The sequence below is a fragment of the Amphritea atlantica genome (genome assembly GCF_018860855.1).
GTDB lineage: Bacteria > Pseudomonadota > Gammaproteobacteria > Pseudomonadales > Balneatricaceae > Amphritea > Amphritea atlantica_A.
The window spans coordinates 167849-185234 of the sequence record NZ_JAHKQE010000044.1 but is presented as its reverse complement, the minus strand read 5'-3'; the positions used below and the strand labels follow the sequence as shown (position 1 = coordinate 185234).

Sequence of the window (17386 nt, the reverse complement as noted above, 5' to 3'; positions counted from 1 at the left end):
TTCTGTACAGAACTCCATGACCCGCTCAACACCTGCGCGGTTATACCAAGAACGGTCAAACAGGACGATTTCACCAGCGTTGGGTAGCTCCTGCATATAGCGCTGGTAATACCATTGACCTTGTTCAACGCTAGAGGGCTTGTCGAGTGCGACGATACGCGCGCCCCGCGGATTTAGGTGCTCGGTGAAACGCTGAATCGCGCCACCTTTACCGGCGGCATCTCGGCCTTCAAAGATAATAATCACTTTCTGACCGGTTTTTTTAATCCAGTTCTGCATTTGCAGCAGCTCTATTTGCAGCCTTCTTTTCTCTTTTTCATACTCATCACGGGACATTTTTTTGTCGTAGGGGTAATCCTCCCCTAGGCCCAGTGATTGGCGTTTTTCAGATGCGTTCATCTCCTGTTTATTCTTACCCATACTAATATCCTTGTGAGTCTCGTCATTGTTGAAAATTAAAACGTGGTAGACCAAACAGGGTGTTAATGATCGCCTGTCGTGCTCAAGCCTCTTATAGCCTCTAATACTAGATGGTTCGCCGGTGTTGCAATATGAGCCTGATCAGCTATTGCGCAAAAATAACCGGTGATTGTTTCAATCTCGTTGGGCCGCTGGTGGCTCACATCCTGCTGCATGGAGGAGTAGTTGTCGCTGGTCAATTCGGCCACATCCCATGCTTGTTCCATTAACTTTCGTTCAAATAGCGTGATCCCCAATGTGTGGGCCACATCGTCGATCTCTTTACATAACTGAGCCATGGCTGCCCGTCGATCGGTGTATTTGAGTAGTTCACCGTTACGGCAGTTATATAGCGCCGTGAGTGGGTTGATCGCGCAATTAATAGCGAGTTTGCGCCATAAAACGTTTTGAATATCTTCGGCCAGTGTGAGTTGATCATCGGTACTGCGGAGTGCTGCAAATAATTGATCGTTACCCGCGTTCGATAGGCGGCCAACCTGTGTGGTACCGATGCCTGCACGGATGAGATGCCAAGGGCGCTCAAAATAAGCTCCGTCAGTAGTACTGCCGGCCCAGATCTCTAATTGTGGGTTGGCTTCGGTCAGTTGCTGCTGAGGCCCCATACCATTATGCAGTAATAGTACTCGGGCATGACTCGATAGACGGTGTTGGATCGAGGCAAAGGCTTCGGTAACGGCAAATGATTTTGTGGTGATCAATAGATGAGAGATAGGGTCAGACTGGTTGGCAAGCTGTGCTGATGGGGTAAACCTCTCGGTGTGGTTGTTCTCGGTAAGAGCAAAGCCACCTGTATCGGTGTATTGCGTTAGTTTTTCAGGGGTGTGCAGAATTAACGAGACTCGGTGGCCTGCTTTTTCTAATTTAGCTGCCCAGAGCAACCCGATAGCGCCAGCGCCCAGAATATGCCAGTGCATAGGTCAGAATCCTGTACTGAATTGGGGTATGTGTCTGACCATCATAACGGTATGATAGGCAGGATCAAACGAATTTACCGCCAGCGGGGCGGTCGCAGTGTTTTAAGGAGTATTTTGGATGCCATCATTTGATATTGTTTCTGAACTGGATATGCATGAAGTGACGAATGCTGTCGACCAGGCGAATCGGGAACTGAGCACTCGCTATGATTTTAATAAAGTCGATGCCAAATTTGAACTGGCCGGTGAGGTGATTACCCTGCAGGCTGAAGTAGATTTTCAGTTGCAGCAGATGATGGAGATTCTGCGCAACAAGCTGGTGGGACGTAAGATAGATACGAAAAGTCTGGATATCGGTGAGGCGCAAACGGTCAACATGCGTGCCCGCCAGTTGGTTACCCTAAAGCAGGGGCTTGATCAGCCGTTGAGTAAAAAAATTATCAAGATGATCAAAGATAAAAAACTGAAAGTGCAGGCTCAGGTTCAGGGGGATCAGGTACGGGTGACCGGTAAGAAACGTGATGATCTGCAAGGTGTGATGGCGATGTTGCGAGAGGCTGACCTAGAACTGCCGCTGCAATATACCAACTTTCGGGATTAATCTTTCCTATACACGGCAGCGTTCAGCTGCCGTTACTTTATATCGGCTAGGCTGACGCAGGTTTAGACTTCATTCAAGGATATTAAGTGGACCCAGTAAACGTTACTGAGAACAAACAGCACTGGTCGGATGCGGTCTTAAACCGTCGCACCCTGATCTGTATTTTCACTGGATTTTCTTCCGGTATGCCTCTTTATGTATTGTTTCAATTACTACCGGCCTATCTGCGCGCGGAAGGGGTTGGGCTGAAAGAGATCGGTTTATTTGCCTTGGTGACCTTTCCTTACACATGGAAGTTTATGTGGGCACCGCTGATGGATCGCTATATTCCACCTTTTCTTGGCCGTCGCCGGGGGTGGATGTTGTTGATGCAGTTGGCGTTGCTCGGCTCGATTGCCTGTTTGGGGCTGTTTGACCCGGGCATGTCGATCATGACTATTGCCTATCTCGCCACCGCTGTTGCTCTATTCAGTGCCAGTCAGGATATTGTGCTGGATGCTTATCGCCGGGAGTTATTACCCGAGCAGGAGCTGGGCTGGGGCAATTCGGTGCATGTGCAGGCTTATCGAATCTCAGGAATAGTACCTGGTGCTTTGGGGCTTATTCTGGCGGATATGATGCCCTGGAGCACTGTTTTTATGATCGTGGCGGGCTTTATGATAGTGGGGGTGTTGATGACTCTCATCGTCAAAGAGCCCATTACCGCACCTCGCGCTCCTAAAACGTTGAAAGAAGCGGTGGTCGAACCGTTTAATGAATTTATCACCCGGTTGGGTTGGGCAGGTGCGCTGCAAATTCTCAGTTTTATGTTTCTTTACAAGCTCGGCGACAATATGGCCACCGCTTTGTCGACACCGTTTTATATTGATATGGGTTTCAGTCTGACGGAAATAGGTGTTATCGCCAAAGCGTCAGCATTATGGGCATCCGTGGTTGGGGGAATTCTCGGTGGCCTATGGATGATTAAACTGGGTATCAATCGGGCATTGTGGATCTTTGGGGTTGTTCAGGTCGTGACGATTCTCGGGTTTGCACTGCTGGCCGAAATAGGCCCAGATAAGCTGGTGCTGGCGGTAGTGATTAGCTTCGAATATCTAGGCGTTGGACTCGGCACGGCCGCGTTTACCGCGTTTATCGCCCGTACGACCAGTATCACTTTTGCGGCAACCCAATTTGCGCTGTTTACCGCATTAGCCGCCTTACCTAGAACCTTTGTTAATGCCCTGACGGGTTATATTGTCGATGCCGTTGGTTGGAATATGTTCTTTTATCTCTGTGCGCTGTTGGCGATACCGGGGATGCTGTTGTTATTAAAAGTCGCTCCGTGGAGTGAATCTACGGCGAAAGAACCTATTGCTTAAGAAGTGTTCTTAGGCAACGAATCCCGTGCTAGGCTATTGAAAAAGCGCTAGATTTCATTTTTACTGTCAAAAATCACAGAGCAATTGATGTGAAGTTGGCGAGCGTTAGTTGACTATTTGAAAACGCTTTATATTACTTGAAACGTATTGACGTTATCTGAGAGTGTAAATAATAGGGGAGTGTCGAATGGATCAGTTTTTGAATGCCTTACCAAAGGCTGAATTACACCTTCACCTTGAGGGTTCGCTGGAGCCTGAACTGATGTTTATGCTGGCGGAGCGCAATGGCGTTGTCTTGCCCTACAGCTCGGTAGAGCAACTGCGTAAAGCCTATGATTTTGGCAATCTGCAGGACTTTCTGGACCTTTATTATCAAGGGGCCGCAGTGTTACAAACCGAACAGGACTTCTATGACCTGACGTGGGCGTATATTGAACACTGCCAAGCGCAGCATGTTATCCATATCGAACCATTTTTCGATCCTCAAACCCATACCGCTCGAGGCATCGCTTTTGAAACGGTGATTAATGGTATTAGCCGGGCGCTCGAAGACGCTGAACATGAGTATGGTATTAGCTCAGGGTTGATTATGTGTTTTCTTCGTCATCTGAGCGAAGCGGATGCTTTCGAAACATTGCAACAGGCAACCCCTTTTCTGGATAAGATTATCGGTGTCGGATTGGACAGTTCTGAGCTGGGACACCCACCGGCTAAGTTTGCCCGAGTGTTTGCCAAGGCGCGTGAGTTAGGTCTACTGACGGTGGCTCATGCCGGTGAAGAAGGCCCCGCGCAAAACGTCATTGATGCTCTGGATATACTTAAAGTCGATCGTATTGATCATGGTGTACGTGCTATAGATGACGCCGCTTTAATGCAGCGTTTAGCCGAGGAAAATATCGCATTGACCGTCTGTCCATTGTCGAATACTCGGCTGCGGGTTTTTGATGATATGAGTCAGCACAATATTTTGCAGATGTTGGCGCAGGGGGTGAAAGTCACCGTCAATTCCGATGATCCTGCTTATTTTGGTGGCTACTTAACCGAAAATTTTATCGCCCTCGAAAAGGGTTTAGGTATGACCCGAGAACAGGCGATACAACTAGCGCGTAACAGCTTCAAATATAGCTTCGCTACACCCGAGCGAAAGGCAGAGTTGATAGCGGCGTTAGATCGCTTTTCGACGGCAACACAGTAAGTATGCCGTCGAGGCATGCTTTAGGTTGTCGTTTTTAATAAGAATTCTAAAATAGCACCCCTATCCCGAATCAGGTGAGGGGCTTCCGGTTGGTAGATTACCTTAATATCGGCAACGTTCGCTTCAAGCCTTGCTTGGGTCGCTTTTGAGTTGAGTAATACATCTTTTCCCGCAACGATCGCCAGCGTCGGGGCTGTGATAGCCTGTAGAGCTTGATCATTGAAGATCGGTAGTCTATCAAAGCGGGGGATAACATGCCGGGTAATCAAGGCAAACAACTGACGAAGTTTCAGCATGGTTGCCGATGGGTTTTTTTCTTCAGGGCCGAAGATCATCTCACGTACTTTTCGTTTGCCCCATTTGCCTAACAACATCAGTGGTAGGGCTTTGAGAAGGAATTTCCGTTGTGGGCCAACGCCACCGGGTACTAAAAGCGCGAGTCGGTTGACCTTCTCTGGTCGACGGTTGGCATAATCCAGTGCCAACCAACCACCTAATGATTCACCAACGATAGCAACATGAGACAGCGATAACCCTTGCATCACCTCATCCAACCATAAAGCGTAGGCATCACCGGCCATGGGTAGACGAACCTGTGCGCTTAAGCCTGGCTCGCCAATCATATCGATCGCATAGATGTGAAAATGCTTCGACCACTCCTCGATATTTTGTAGCCAAGCGCTGGCGTTGGACATAGCGCCGTGCATGAGCAACAGCGGTGGCAGAGCAGCATCACCACAGGCCAGCACATGGGTTTCACCGTGACGAGTGGGCAAGGTTAACGATTCAAAAGCAACCGGCCAGAGTTTAAGCACCTCGTTATAGCACTGTTTGACCGCGTGCTCACCGTCAGTTGATTTGTATATTGTCATGGTGTTTCCAAATAATATGGGAGTGAAAGTATGATTAAGCGGCTGATTTTGCGGCTGTTCTATAGAGATAATATCGGTATTTGATCTAACTTACAGTGTAAATTGGCTGATAGGCCTAATGATTTAATAAAAACCATAGGCTGAGTACTGTGTCGCTGGTGTTAAGGGCTAAAGTTTCAGTTCGCTGATGTGAAGGGACTCTGGGTATATGCTGTTGGCGATAATCGCGAGTTGATATTGATCGATGGTCGCTTCGTAAAGGTACCACGGGGTATTTTCCATTTTCAGATCTTGATAACACAGTGAGGCAAGAGTCGCTTGAGATTGCTGTGCAGCGGGAAGCGCTTTATAGAGCGCTTCTTTGGCACACCACAATTGGTAAAAATAGTTTTTTCTGGCTAACGTTGCTTTAGGCATCGCACTTATTTCATCAGGGCTCATAAATAGCTCAGCTGCAGAGATAAAATCTCTGGTGCTTTTTTTATATTCCAGATCGATTCCAACGTTATTGTCGCTCAGTGCAAAGCCGATGAGTGATTTGCTATGGGTCAGACTAATGTAGCCGGTTGGAAGATTGTGGATAAGCGGTGTAGAGTGACGCCGTTCCTCTATTTGCCAGTAGTTAAGGGGTTGATTAAATCGCTCGCTCAGAGCCGTGCAGATCAGCAATCGACTGAATAGGTATTGTTGCGCTCTGCGAGGATGTTGCAGCTGTTTGTAATAACGTTGTTGCGCGAGAGGCAGTAGAGAAAGGTATTGTTGTGTTTCTTTGTCATGATGCGCTGCGATTCTGGAATACCAGAACTGCAGCGCACTCTTTGTTTCGCTAGCGGGCAAGTTTAACGACGTCGCCGTTCAGTGCAACACCGGCCATGATGGCACCCGCATGGCATTCGAATTCACTGTTACTGCTGTTTTTCTGTTTTTTGTAATAGCTGACAATATTAATAACGGCATTACCCCCTTCGGCTTTGGCTCTTTCTTGTAATGCCAGTAGCGCTGATAGGAATACCCAACGACATGCTTCTCCATCACTTTTGCCAAAAGCATTGGTTTTTTTGTTGGTGGTGAAGTTACCGAAAGAGCTTAGTTTTTTAGCGTGTTTTTGGTGGCCGAAATACAATCGAATAGTGGGATCTAAGCGTTCTTTAAAATCAGCAGATTGCATCGCGTCTTCAATTGAGAACATCAGCTTTGAATCACGGCTGTAAGCCTCTGGGGCGAGCAGTAGAAGAGTCGAGGTTAGCAATGCTATAAACAGTTTCACAGGTTTTTCCTTGAAGGTGGTTTCCATTAAGTGCATGGATTATAGGGAGATAAATGATCCGCTTCAATAATCTTTAGGTTGCATCACTGAGGTGAGCAGGTAAAATTCCAGCCTGAAAATTAGGGATAATATTTTAACATATGCGATTAAATGGCTAATGCTACGGTCGTTGACGGAGTAAGTCGCTTGTTACGTTTTAAATTGCAATCATGGAATGCATTTGCCCCAGGACTTGAGAGTCATCATGCTTGGCGCGAATGGCTGTTACATCCATCGGAGCTTCCCTTAGAGTTGGGGAAAACATCACTTAAGCAAATTCCACCCATGCTGAGACGGCGCTTTACCCCGTTGGGCCGATGTGCCGCTGGTGCCGCTTTACCTGTGTTGAGCGATATCGATGCGATTCCCGGGGTGTTTGCTTCTCGCCATGGTGATACCCCTTTAACGCTGTCTCTGCTTGAAGGTATTGCTAACGGTGAGTCGATGTCGCCAACGGGTTTTAGCCTCGCCGTACATAATGCGCTGAGTGGCTTGCTGTCGATTGCGCGAAAAGATGTGAGCGAAGTGACGGCGATTGCGGCAACGGAAAATCTTATTCCTAATGCGCTTATTGAAGCGGCCACCCAATTACAGGAGCGACCTCGTGTGCTCTGTGTCATTTATGATGTGCCGCTGCCTGAGCTTTATCAGGCCTACAGTGATTCTGTTGATTTTCCTTGTGCGGTGGCGATGATTTTAACGCTAGATGAAGGCGATGATTTTGTCATACAACGTGAAAACAGTCGGAATGATACCACTCACCTCGATGATTTTACCGGACTGCTAAGGATTTTGTCTGGCTTAGAGGCGAGTGCCAGCTTCGTTTCAGATTCCAGCGGTTGGCGGGTCAGTCGCGGATGAGGTGCTTGGCGAATCGTATCAATCATATTTGGCGTTGGTTCGGTACCGCGTTTAGTTTTTTTGTCTTCGGTCTTGGCGGAATTCTTCTGCCATTACTTGCGGTTCCTGTGCTGTACCTTATACCCGGCACCAAACGCCAGCGAGAACGTCGAGCTCAGGGCATTATTCATTATTCGTTTCGTTTTTATATTGGCATGATGAAGTGCTTAGGTGTTTTAAGTTATGAACTAGAAGATGTGGATAAGTTGCGTCAGGCTAAATTGATTTTGGCTAACCATCCTTCCCTGATTGATGTCATTTTTCTGATCGCTTTAGTGCCTAATGCCAACTGTGTTGTGAAAGGTGGATTAGTGCGCAACCCTTTTACACGGGGGCCGATTAAGACGGCGGGCTATATCATTAATGAAAATAGTGAAGCGGTTATTCTTGCTGCGTCAGAGGCGTTTGCTAAGAATGATGCCCTCATTATTTTTCCGGAAGGTACACGCACTACGCCACAACAATCACTAAGCCTTAAGCGTGGCGCTGCGAATGTGGCTATTAGAGCCGCTGCCGACATCACTCCCGTTCTTATCGAGTGTATTCCGACGACATTAAGCAAAGAAAATCGATGGTATGATGTGCCGTCCCAAAAGGTTCATTTTCGGATCAAAGTCTGTGCAGAAATTCCGGTGGCACCTTATCTAGCTGAGAGTGCACCGTCGGTTGCTGCTCGGAAGCTGACAGCGGATTTGACAGAGTATTTTAATAAGGAGTTGGTACTGTATGAGCAATCTGCAGCTGGAAATTAAACAGATGATCATTGAAATATTGGATCTCGAAGACATTGAGCCAGATGAGATCATTGATGATGAACCATTGTTTGTTGATGGTCTTGGGCTTGATTCGATTGATGCACTAGAGATCGGTTTAGCATTGCAAAAGCGTTATGGCATTAAGCTTAAGGCGGACTCGGAAGATACCCGGGAGCATTTTGCCAGCGTCAATGCGTTGGCCGTTTTAATTGAATCTCAACGCACGAGTTAAGAGGTTGGTATGACTGATCAAGAACAAATTTATCAGAAAATCTCGGCGGTGCTTGTTGAGCTGTTTGAGATCGATCCGGCGGCGATACATCCTGGCGCTAATCTGTATCAGGATCTCGATATTGACAGTATCGATGCGGTTGATCTGGTGGTCGAGTTAAAAAAGATGACCGGCAAGAAGATTAAACCTGAAGACTTTAAATCGGTTCGGACTGTGCAGGATGTGGTAACCGAAGTTGAAAAGCTGCTTGGCTGATGTCGATAGCTTTCAAGGCTGGGGTTCTGCTGCTGACACTAGGGTACCCCTTTATCGTTTATTGGGGATTACAGCGTTTTAACGCTGCTCTACTGTTACCGTTGCTCGCGATGGTGTTGGCCTTGCGATGGCTGGCGGGGGAGCAGCGTAGCGAACGTAAGGTGATTGTCGCCAGTGCGATAGGCGTGACTTTGATCGCTATTATCGGGGGGATACAGCAGGGTTTGAAGTTTTACCCTGTGTTGGTGAATTTCAGTATGTTGGTTATTTTTGCCAGCAGCCTGTATGCCCGGCAAACGGTGGTTGAAAAAATGGCTCGGCTGAAAGAGCCTGACTTATCGCCACAGGGAGTTGCCTATACCCGTAATGTTACCCAGGTTTGGTGCGCCTTTTTTGTGTTCAATGGCACGGTGTCTGCAGTGACGGCGGTCTGGGCATCGGAACAGATATGGATGCTGTATAACGGTTTTATCGCTTACATTCTCATCGGTTTACTGATGGTAGTTGAATGGGTTGTCCGGCAAAGAGTTAAACGGAATTGATGAGCAGATTATTATCACTGGCGGATTGGTTAAACACAGCTCCAGCCGGCACTATTGCCTATACGGCGAATAGCTCGGTCAGTAAATCTGATTTGGAAAGCCGAATTCTCCATTGGATCAATGTGCTGCCGGCTAAAAGAGGTCAGCGTTGGGCGCTCTATCATCAGGATTCAGCGGAATTCCTAGCGATGTTACTAGCGCTTTGGCAGCTCGGTTGTACCGCCTGTGTACCCGGTGATGATCGGCCTGCGACCCGAGAGCGGTTGCGGCTTCAAGTGCAGGGATTTGTCGCTGATTTTCTGGATGATGTTGTTCACAGTAAACAGGGATCAGCGGCTGATAATGATGGGGCAAGGATTGCTTGGCAAACTCTTTCTAAAGATTTCCCCGCGCTTGAAATTTATACATCAGGTTCGACCGGTGAACCTAAAGCAATACAGAAAACCGTAGCTCAGCTCGACAGTGAGTTGATGGCGTTGGAAGCCCTATGGCCAACTGATCATGAGGCTGTGGTGATTTCAACCGCGACGCATCAGCATTTTTATGGTTTGATTTTTCGTTTATTATGGCCACTTGCTAGAGGGCAACGTTTTGAAACGGAGCAGTGGCAATACACCGAAGACCTGTTTAGCCGCGGGTTACGTTATCCCTCGTTTGCGTTGGTATCGACCCCATCACACCTAGGGCGCTTTAATACTGCTGTCGCATGGGCTGAGGTGGCTGATCGTTGCTGCTCGGTGCTTTCATCTGCAGCGCCTTTGAAACAAAAAGATAGTGTGCAGGTTGCTCAGTTACTACAAGCGCCGGTGCGTGAGATTTATGGTAGTTCTGAAACCGGAGCCATTGCGTGGCGGCAGCAGTCCAATAGCGGGGATGAGCCTTGGCAAGCATTACCTGGCGTACAGCTATCACAGACGGATAACGCGCTATTGCTGGTGACTGCTGATCAGTTGGCTGGCAATGCGTTTGAAATGTCGGATCAAGTAGAATTTATTGCTGAAGGGCTGTTTCACTTACGCGGACGAGTTGATCGGATTGTTAAAGTAGAAGGCAAGCGTGTTTCTCTGACCGAAGTGGAACGGATTGTTCAGCAGTCCAATCTGGTTGAGCAGGCTAAAGCTTTGACACTTAACCGTAAGCGAGTTGAGGTTGCTTTAGTGATAGAACTGACTGAAGCGGGCGAGCAGCTATTAAGCTTGTCAGGCAAGCGAAAACTGCAGCAGCAACTCAAACAGCATCTACAAAACTTTTTCGAACCTGTATTGTTGCCCCGACGTTGGCGTTTTGTCCAACAGATGCCCTATAACGCGCAAGGGAAGTTACCCATGGATAATCTACAAGCCATGTTTATATCGCAAGAGGTTAAATGGCCCGATTTGACGAGTCAGGTGATGACAGGAAATTGTGCCGAACTGGTTTGCCAAATACCCGCCAACCTTATTTATTTTGATGGGCATTTTGCCGGGAATCCTATCTTGCCTGGTATCGTGCAGGTGCATTGGGCGGAGCATTATGGTCGTCAGTTGCTGTCGCTGGTAGGGCGATTTGATCGGTTAGAGGTTGTTAAGTTTCAGCAGGTTATATTTCCTGAATCGACTATTAATCTGACGCTTGAATATCAACCTGAAAAAGGGAAACTCAATTTTCGTTTCTATTCCGACAAAGGAGTCCACTCCAGTGGCCGGATCTGTTTTAGTTGAAGATGATTTCAAGCCGGTAGTGGTTATTCCGGTGTATAACCATGAAGACGCTATTGGCGTTACGTTGGTGGATGTTTTACGTTTCGGCTATCCCGTTATGCTGGTGGATGATGGTAGTTCGGCTATCTGTCGTGATGTGCTGGTGAAACTATGTGATCAGTATGCTGAGCGGGTCAGTTTGATACGGCTACCCCGCAACAGTGGCAAAGGAGCTGCAGTGAAGGTTGGGCTTCAGCAGGCTCTTGAAGCTGGTTATAGCCATGCGGTGCAGGTCGATGCCGATGGGCAGCATGATCTAGAGGATATGCCACTGTTTATGGATACCGCTCAGGCCTCACCTGAGGCGTTGGTTATCGGTTATCCCCGATATGATGAGTCAGTACCAACGCACCGTTATTTAGCTCGCTACCTAACCCATGTTTGGGTGTGGATTAATACCTTGTCATTTTCCGTGAAAGATACGATGTGTGGTTTTCGAGTTTATCCGTTAGCGCCAGTAGTGTCGTTATTGCGAGAAGATGGTTGTGGTGACCGCATGGAGTTCGATACTGAAGTTGTTGTGAGATGGGTGTGGCAGGGGCTGGCGGTCGAAAACCTGCCGACAAAAGTGCATTATCCGATTGATGGTGTCTCCCATTTTAATGCGGTAAAAGACAATATACTTATTTCGCGGATGCATGCAGGATTATTTTTTGGCATGTTACTGCGCCTCCCACGACTACTACGGAATAAGTTAAATGACTGATGCGAAAAAACATTGGTCAGGCGTCGCAGAGGCAGGTTCCTTGTTTGGAATGCGATTTTTGCTGCTGGTTTATCGGTTATTTGGGCGCTGGGGATTTAGGCTGATTTTGCTGCCGGTGATAAGTTATTTTTATCTTACTCGGCGTCAAGCAAGGCAGGCGTCGGCTGAATATTTAGCTCGGTTATCAAAGACTTTCCCCCAGAGTCACCAGGCGGGTTTGAGCACTGTTCGGCACTTTTGGTGCTTTGGTGAAATATTACTGGATAAACTATTGGTTTGGATGGGGCGCATTCATCGTGAAGACGTTGTGTTTGCAACACCTGACGCTTTTGAAGAGGTTGACCGAAGTACCCGTGGTGGTGTGATTTTGGTGTCTCATCTGGGAAATACCGAAGTATGTAGTGCGTTGGCTCACCAACTTCCTAATATCAAAATCACTATGCTGGTGCATACTCGCCATGCGGAAAAGTTTAATACTTTGATGCAGCAAACCAATAGCAATGCTTGTATTAATTTGATGCAAGTGACCGATATGACGCCAGCCACGGCGATGCTTTTATCCGAGCGCGTTGCAGCTGGCGAGTATGTGGTTATTGCCGCAGATCGTACACCGGTGAGTGGCGCGGACCGTACTTCGATGGTCGATTTTTTAGGGGCCAAAGCAAACTTTCCACAAGGGGCTTTTATTCTTGCTGGATTACTGGGTTGCCCCGTTTATTTGTTGTTTTGCTTGAAGCATGAGCAACAATATCATCTTTACTTGGAACCCTTTGCGGCGCAAATACGCTTCAATCGGCGTAATCGCAGTGAACAAGTTCAGAGTTCAGTACAGACATATGCCAAACGGCTGGAACATTATTGCCAGCTAGCGCCCCTGCAGTGGTTTAATTTCTTTCCTTTTTGGCAAGTAGTGTCGCCCGCTAATGAATCCCAGGATTAATGGTTTTATGCAACGAGAGTCGTTTAGGAAATCGTATGATTGAAACAGAGGTTAGCATTGAGATCCCGTTTCATGATGTTGATGTGATGCGGGTTGCTTGGCACGGGCACTACGCTAAATATTTGGAAATCGCCCGTTGTGAGTTGTTCGAGCAGTTTGACTATAACGTTCCGCAGATGGAAGCATCAGGTTATGCATGGCCTGTGATCGATATGCGTATTCGTTATGCTCAGCCATTACGTTTTCAACAGAAAGTTAAGGTAAAGGCAACGTTGGTCGAGTGGGAACATCGATTGAAAGTGAACTACCTGATCAGTGATGCCGAAACCGGAAAAAGGCTGACGAAAGCCTATACCGTTCAAGTTGCGGTGGATATGAATAGTGGTGAAATGCTTTATGTCTCGCCAGACATTGTGTTGCAAAAGTTGGGGGTGACATCGTGATACGAGGCTGGGTGTTAGGGTTATTATTGGGCTGGTCAATGATTGGACAAGCTGCGGATTTTACGTTATTGGAATCCCTCACGAGTGCCCCGCAAACATTACAAGGACGGTTTACCCAAGTTAAGTTGGTTAAAGCCTTGGATGCTCGGTTTGAATCGTCCGGCCATTTTGACTATCAACGGGATAGCTCGATCCGCTGGCATACACTCGAGCCCATCGATAATTTACTTACCTTGACCCCTCAGACTATTTCTAATCAGCAAGGTACTACGGTGTTATCCAAGCTTGATAGCCAACAGAATCCAGTGGTGGCTGTTTTCAGTGATATCTTTTTTGGTGTAATGACCGCTCAGTGGCAGACCCTCGCCGAATACTTTGAAATGAATGTTGAGGGCTCTAAACAATATTGGACAGTGACGTTAATACCCATTGATAGCAGTGTCGAGCAGGTCGTCGCTAAGGTTGAGTTGCGGGGTGATGAGTTGCTGAGAGAGGTGTTGCTTTTCGAAGCGACAGGGGATCAAACGCAGATTAAATTTCTCGACTTACAGCCATGATTAGATGGGGGCAGCAACGGTTAATGGCACTGCTATGGCTCATCGTTGTGCTAGGGGTTACATTGGCAGCGGTAAGGCAAGGGCCCGCCTTTGATACCAGCCTAATGGCATTGTTACCTGCTACCGAACAGCGGCCGGAGATTCGTCAGGCAGTCGACCAACTGAGCGCTGAGTTTTCGGGACAGGTTTTATTGGTCGTTTCGGCTGATGATCGGGACACCGCCCGTCAAGCTGTAGCCATAGCAGCAGAGCGATTGGAGGGTCTGTCGGATATCGCCAGTATTGATTGGCGCTTGAATGATTCAGCGATGGTCAGCAATGAACTCTATCCTTTTCGCTTTACTGTATTAAGTGAAGCTGTCCGTAATAGACTGTTGGTGGGGCAGGGGCAGCAGCAATATCAAGCCGCCTTGCAGCAACTGTTCAGCCCTTTATCGGGCCGAGCTCTGGATCCTATTGGTGATCCTTTTGCGCTCTATGCCGATCTACAAATGAGCCGTCAATCGAGTTTACAGATAACCTTAGAACAGGGATTGTTTCGGTTAACCGCCAGTGACAAACCAGCGTATCTGATTCGTCTTGATCTACATCCCGATCCCTTCTCTCTGCCTATACAGCAGCGTGTATTAGCAGTGGTAGATCCGCTTGATCAAGCATTAACATCGCTTGGCGCTCAGCTTTTCCGTTCTGGTCTAATCTGGCATGCGGCTGCCGGTGCTCAGCAGGCCAAAAGTGAAATATCGACGATTGGACTGGGATCTATCCTCGGTATTACCTTATTGATATTGTTGGTTTTTAGACGTTTTAGCGCCTTAGGGGCGGTTTTACTGCCGGTCTTAATCGGCTGTCTGATGGCCAGCGCTGTGACGTTATTAAGTTTTGCGAATATCCACCTAATAACACTGGCCTTTGGTGCAGGGCTGGTGGGGGTGTCTGTCGATTATGCGCTGCATTTTATGTGCGAAAGGCAGGTGCAGCCTGCTGATAAGGTGGTGAAAAAGCTATTTGCTGGATTATTTTTGGGCTTGGCATCCAGTGTGATTGCTTATGCTGGTCTGGCCTTAGCGCCTTTCCCCGGTTTACGTCAGATGGCGGTGTTTTCAGTGACGGGGTTAATCGCTGCTTGGTTGACGGTGTTGCTGTGGTTGCCGTTGATTAACCGTGGCGCATCCCATCAAACGTTGCCCTGTGCTGCACTGTTAAATCGATGGCGAAAACGATATCCCCATTTAGAGTCTCAGCCTTTACTGGTGGCCGGCTTTGTCATTGTCGGGCTAATTAGCTTAATTATCATCGGACATGGACAGCCTCAGGATGATGTTAGACTGCTGCAAACCTCTTCGGCTGAACTCTTAAATGAAGATCGTCGGGTGCAGCAGTTACTCGGTAACAGTAGTAGTGCTACGTTTTTGTTGATTACAGCAAACAGCGTGGAAGCGGTATTGCAAACTGAAGAGCGGTTACGGTCTCACCTTGATGGCATGGTTAATACTTCTGAGCTAGACGGCTATCAGGCGTTATCGCAAATGCTACCTTCGCGCCAACGACAAGTTGAAAACAGTCAATTAGCTCGCGAATTATATCGACAACATCTACCTGAACTTGCCACGGTGCTACATTTTTCTGAAACTCAGCTGGAGGCGACCGAAGCCGCACTAAGGCAAGGGCTGAGCCAGCCGTTAACGCCATCGGTATGGCGGCATTTAGCGACCAGCGAAGGCTGGCGTCAACTGCTTGTCAGTGATTCTTCCGGTGCTGCAGCGAGTGTTATTCGTTTTACGGGCACGTTGAACCCGGCTCTCAAAGCACAGCTAACGTTATTGGCTGATGCTGAATCAGGGGTTTATTGGGTTGATCGTGTTGCTAACATCACTGACCTATTGTCAGATTATCGACAACAGATCGTTCAGTGGTTGTTGGTCGCGTACGGTTTGGTGATCGCGCTATTAGCTGTGCGATATCGTTATGATTTATGGCGGATTATTCTGCCACCACTGATGGCTTCTTTAATCACCTTCGCCGCTTTGATACTGAGTGATGGTGGTTATAATCTGTTTAATTTGATTGCTTTAATGTTGGTGTTGGGTATCGGCCTTGATATGGGTATTTTTCTGTATGAAGCCGCAGACAGTGAGCATACTTGGCTAGCTGTTAGCCTATCGGCCATCACAAGTTTATTGGCGTTCGGTTTATTAACCTTTAGCCAAACCCCCGTACTTTATCATTTTGGCGTTATTGTGCTGCCCGGACTCTGTTTGGTCTGGCTAATTGCACCACTGATGCGCAGGTTACAACCGGAGATTAAAGAATGACTGTTTCACAGGGATGTTTCGACGTCGTTGTTATTGGTGCTGGCCCATCTGGGGCCGTGGCTTCAACACTATTGGCTGATTATGGCTATCGTGTGTTGGTGCTGGAAAAAGAGCATTTTCCACGTTTTTCAATCGGCGAGAGCCTGCTGCCTCAAAGTATGGATTTCCTTGAGCGAGCAGGGATGTTGCAGGCGGTCATTGAGGCTGGTTTTCAATATAAGAATGGCGCTGCTTTTTCCCGTGCTGATGAATATGATTGTTTTGATTTTCGTGAAAAATTCACCTCGGGTTGGGGGACGACCTATCAGGTGCAGCGAGAGCGATTTGATAAGGTGTTAGCCGATTGTGCCAGTGCGAGGGGAGTTGAGATTCGCTATGGGCAAACAGTGGTTGCCGTTAGTTCAATTGAAAAGGGGATGCAAATTGATGTTGTGTCTGATGATGGCTCCATTTTTCAGGTGAGTGCTGGCTTTGTTCTTGACGGCAGCGGTTTTGGCCGAGTCTTACCACGGCTAATGCAGTTGGAAAAGTCCTCTAGCCTTGCTTCACGGGTTTCGCTGTTTACTCATATTGAGGACCATATCAGTGATAGCCGTTTTGATCGAAATAAAATTTTGATTACGGTTCACCCGCATCACCCTGCCGTATGGTATTGGTTAATTCCTTTTAGTAATGGCCGGGCATCGGTTGGGGTGGTATTACCGAGAGAGATCTATGCCGCGGCTGAGGGGACTGAAGGTGAAATACTTCAGCGTTTTATCACGGAAAGTGGGTTGCTTAATGACTGTCTGGTAGATGCTAAATTTGATACCCGTGTCGGTATGATCGATGGCTATTCCTGTAATGTGGAAAGTCTCTATGGTGACAACTTTGCTTTGCTAGGTAATGCTGGTGAGTTTCTTGATCCGGTATTCTCATCGGGCGTTACTATTGCCTTGAAATCTGCATCACTTGCCGCTGAGGTGGTACATCGACAGTTGCAAGGGTTGAAGCCTGATTGGCAAGCAGAATATGCTGATCCGCTGATGCAAGGGGTTAATACTTTTAGAGCCTTTGTGGAAGGCTGGTACGATGGTCGGTTGCAGGATGTTATTTTTGCGGCGGATAAAAGTGAACAGATTAAGGCGATGATCAGTTCGATCCTTGCTGGTTATGCTTGGGATGAGGAAAACCCCTATGTGCGCGATCCTAGTCGCCTGACAACCTTGGCTGAGTTATGTCGAAAATAAGGGCGTTATTCGTATCGATGCTCATCCTCTTATTGATAGCGGGGTGC

The 17386-nt window shown here is 47.7% G+C and carries 19 protein-coding genes and 1 pseudogene; 15 read left to right on the top strand and 5 right to left on the bottom strand.

What is annotated here, in order from left to right; translation table 11 throughout:
- Both KO512_RS18805 and KO512_RS18800 read right to left on the bottom strand, forming a co-directional pair.
- Nucleotides 1–420: pseudogene (locus KO512_RS18805) on the bottom strand (polyphosphate kinase 2); the annotation flags it as partial.
- A gap of 62 nt (nucleotides 421–482) precedes the next feature.
- Entirely contained in the window at nucleotides 483–1394 is a 912-nt protein-coding gene (locus KO512_RS18800; protein WP_215953852.1) for a ketopantoate reductase family protein, read from the bottom strand.
- A 118-nt stretch (nucleotides 1395–1512) separates the two neighbouring features.
- On the opposite strand from KO512_RS18800, the gene KO512_RS18795 reads away from it, so the two are divergent.
- The 3 genes from KO512_RS18795 to KO512_RS18785 all read left to right on the top strand — a co-directional run bounded on the left by KO512_RS18795 (nucleotide 1513) and on the right by KO512_RS18785 (nucleotide 4551).
- Nucleotides 1513–1995: a YajQ family cyclic di-GMP-binding protein gene (locus KO512_RS18795; RefSeq protein ID WP_215953851.1), complete on the top strand. Its 483-nt coding sequence runs from the start codon at nucleotides 1513–1515 to the stop codon at nucleotides 1993–1995.
- Nucleotides 1996–2081: 86 nt separating this feature from the next.
- Nucleotides 2082–3356 (top strand): AmpG family muropeptide MFS transporter, encoded by a 1275-nt coding sequence (locus KO512_RS18790; RefSeq protein WP_303492650.1) that lies wholly within the window; start codon nucleotides 2082–2084, stop codon nucleotides 3354–3356.
- A 187-nt stretch (nucleotides 3357–3543) separates the two neighbouring features.
- Nucleotides 3544–4551: an adenosine deaminase gene (locus KO512_RS18785; protein ID WP_215953850.1), complete on the top strand. Its 1008-nt coding sequence runs from the start codon at nucleotides 3544–3546 to the stop codon at nucleotides 4549–4551.
- Between the two features lie 20 nt (nucleotides 4552–4571).
- Here KO512_RS18785 and KO512_RS18780 read toward each other — a convergent pair whose 3' ends face one another.
- From KO512_RS18780 to KO512_RS18770, 3 genes are all read right to left on the bottom strand, one after another.
- Nucleotides 4572–5423 carry an alpha/beta fold hydrolase gene (locus KO512_RS18780; protein ID WP_215953849.1) on the bottom strand — a complete coding sequence of 284 codons (852 nt, stop codon included), beginning with the start codon at nucleotides 5421–5423 and terminating at the stop codon, nucleotides 4572–4574.
- 168 nt (nucleotides 5424–5591) lie between these two features.
- On the bottom strand, nucleotides 5592–6260 hold the full coding sequence (locus KO512_RS18775) for a 4'-phosphopantetheinyl transferase family protein (protein ID WP_215953848.1): 669 nt from the start codon (nucleotides 6258–6260) through the stop codon (nucleotides 5592–5594).
- Nucleotides 6250–6690, bottom strand: a complete 441-nt coding sequence (locus KO512_RS18770) for an excinuclease ATPase subunit (protein WP_215953847.1) — start codon at nucleotides 6688–6690, stop codon at nucleotides 6250–6252. Before KO512_RS18770 ends, KO512_RS18775 begins: the two co-directional genes overlap by 11 nt.
- 150 nt (nucleotides 6691–6840) lie before the next feature.
- Here KO512_RS18770 and KO512_RS18765 point away from each other — a divergent pair, with 150 nt between their 5' ends.
- Genes KO512_RS18765 through KO512_RS18710 form a run of 12 tightly spaced genes read left to right on the top strand, consistent with a single transcriptional unit; the run spans nucleotide 6841 to nucleotide 17339 of the window.
- Nucleotides 6841–7590 (top strand): beta-ketoacyl synthase chain length factor, encoded by a 750-nt coding sequence (locus tag KO512_RS18765; protein WP_215953846.1) that lies wholly within the window; start codon nucleotides 6841–6843, stop codon nucleotides 7588–7590.
- A gap of 5 nt (nucleotides 7591–7595) precedes the next feature.
- Nucleotides 7596–8381 carry a lysophospholipid acyltransferase family protein gene (locus tag KO512_RS18760; protein WP_252735117.1) on the top strand — a complete coding sequence of 262 codons (786 nt, stop codon included), beginning with the start codon at nucleotides 7596–7598 and terminating at the stop codon, nucleotides 8379–8381.
- Nucleotides 8356–8616 carry a phosphopantetheine-binding protein gene (locus tag KO512_RS18755; protein WP_215953844.1) on the top strand — a complete coding sequence of 87 codons (261 nt, stop codon included), beginning with the start codon at nucleotides 8356–8358 and terminating at the stop codon, nucleotides 8614–8616. The genes KO512_RS18760 and KO512_RS18755 overlap by 26 nt, the downstream gene beginning before the upstream one ends.
- 9 nt (nucleotides 8617–8625) lie before the next feature.
- A complete protein-coding gene (locus tag KO512_RS18750; RefSeq protein WP_215953843.1) occupies nucleotides 8626–8871 on the top strand; it encodes an acyl carrier protein in 246 nt (81 codons plus the stop codon).
- Entirely contained in the window at nucleotides 8871–9413 is a 543-nt protein-coding gene (locus KO512_RS18745; protein ID WP_215953842.1) for a hypothetical protein, read from the top strand. The genes KO512_RS18750 and KO512_RS18745 overlap by 1 nt, the downstream gene beginning before the upstream one ends.
- Entirely contained in the window at nucleotides 9413–11113 is a 1701-nt protein-coding gene (locus KO512_RS18740; protein ID WP_215953841.1) for an AMP-binding protein, read from the top strand. The genes KO512_RS18745 and KO512_RS18740 overlap by 1 nt, the downstream gene beginning before the upstream one ends.
- A complete protein-coding gene (locus KO512_RS18735) occupies nucleotides 11091–11858 on the top strand; it encodes a glycosyltransferase family 2 protein (protein WP_215953840.1) in 768 nt (255 codons plus the stop codon). The genes KO512_RS18740 and KO512_RS18735 overlap by 23 nt, the downstream gene beginning before the upstream one ends.
- Complete coding sequence (locus KO512_RS18730; protein ID WP_215953839.1) at nucleotides 11851–12798, top strand: LpxL/LpxP family acyltransferase; 948 nt, start codon at nucleotides 11851–11853, stop codon at nucleotides 12796–12798. The genes KO512_RS18735 and KO512_RS18730 overlap by 8 nt, the downstream gene beginning before the upstream one ends.
- Nucleotides 12799–12833: 35 nt before the next feature.
- A complete protein-coding gene (locus KO512_RS18725) occupies nucleotides 12834–13241 on the top strand; it encodes an acyl-CoA thioesterase (protein WP_215953838.1) in 408 nt (135 codons plus the stop codon).
- Between the two features lie 38 nt (nucleotides 13242–13279).
- On the top strand, nucleotides 13280–13798 hold the full coding sequence (locus tag KO512_RS18720) for an outer membrane lipoprotein carrier protein LolA (protein ID WP_215953837.1): 519 nt from the start codon (nucleotides 13280–13282) through the stop codon (nucleotides 13796–13798).
- Between the two features lie 23 nt (nucleotides 13799–13821).
- The gene (locus tag KO512_RS18715) at nucleotides 13822–16110 is read left to right on the top strand and encodes an MMPL family transporter (RefSeq protein WP_215953836.1); all 2289 of its coding nucleotides are present in this window, start codon (nucleotides 13822–13824) and stop codon (nucleotides 16108–16110) included.
- Nucleotides 16107–17339 carry an NAD(P)/FAD-dependent oxidoreductase gene (locus KO512_RS18710; protein WP_215953835.1) on the top strand — a complete coding sequence of 411 codons (1233 nt, stop codon included), beginning with the start codon at nucleotides 16107–16109 and terminating at the stop codon, nucleotides 17337–17339. The genes KO512_RS18715 and KO512_RS18710 overlap by 4 nt, the downstream gene beginning before the upstream one ends.
- The last annotated feature ends 47 nt before the right edge of the window (nucleotides 17340–17386 follow it).

Coding starts and splice junctions, on each gene's coding strand:
- KO512_RS18720 (WP_215953837.1), top strand. CDS start 13,280: ATGATTGGACAAGCTGCGGATTTTACGTTATTGGAATCCCTCACGAGT.
- KO512_RS18785 (WP_215953850.1), top strand. CDS start 3,544: ATGGATCAGTTTTTGAATGCCTTACCAAAGGCTGAATTACACCTTCAC.
- KO512_RS18710 (WP_215953835.1), top strand. CDS start 16,107: ATGACTGTTTCACAGGGATGTTTCGACGTCGTTGTTATTGGTGCTGGC.
- KO512_RS18715 (WP_215953836.1), top strand. CDS start 13,822: ATGGCACTGCTATGGCTCATCGTTGTGCTAGGGGTTACATTGGCAGCG.
- KO512_RS18800 (WP_215953852.1), bottom strand. CDS start 1,394: ATGCACTGGCATATTCTGGGCGCTGGCGCTATCGGGTTGCTCTGGGCA.
- KO512_RS18750 (WP_215953843.1), top strand. CDS start 8,626: ATGACTGATCAAGAACAAATTTATCAGAAAATCTCGGCGGTGCTTGTT.
- KO512_RS18780 (WP_215953849.1), bottom strand. CDS start 5,423: ATGACAATATACAAATCAACTGACGGTGAGCACGCGGTCAAACAGTGC.
- KO512_RS18745 (WP_215953842.1), top strand. CDS start 8,871: ATGTCGATAGCTTTCAAGGCTGGGGTTCTGCTGCTGACACTAGGGTAC.
- KO512_RS18765 (WP_215953846.1), top strand. CDS start 6,841: ATGGCTAATGCTACGGTCGTTGACGGAGTAAGTCGCTTGTTACGTTTT.
- KO512_RS18725 (WP_215953838.1), top strand. CDS start 12,834: ATGATTGAAACAGAGGTTAGCATTGAGATCCCGTTTCATGATGTTGAT.
- KO512_RS18795 (WP_215953851.1), top strand. CDS start 1,513: ATGCCATCATTTGATATTGTTTCTGAACTGGATATGCATGAAGTGACG.
- KO512_RS18740 (WP_215953841.1), top strand. CDS start 9,413: ATGAGCAGATTATTATCACTGGCGGATTGGTTAAACACAGCTCCAGCC.
- KO512_RS18755 (WP_215953844.1), top strand. CDS start 8,356: ATGAGCAATCTGCAGCTGGAAATTAAACAGATGATCATTGAAATATTG.
- KO512_RS18730 (WP_215953839.1), top strand. CDS start 11,851: ATGACTGATGCGAAAAAACATTGGTCAGGCGTCGCAGAGGCAGGTTCC.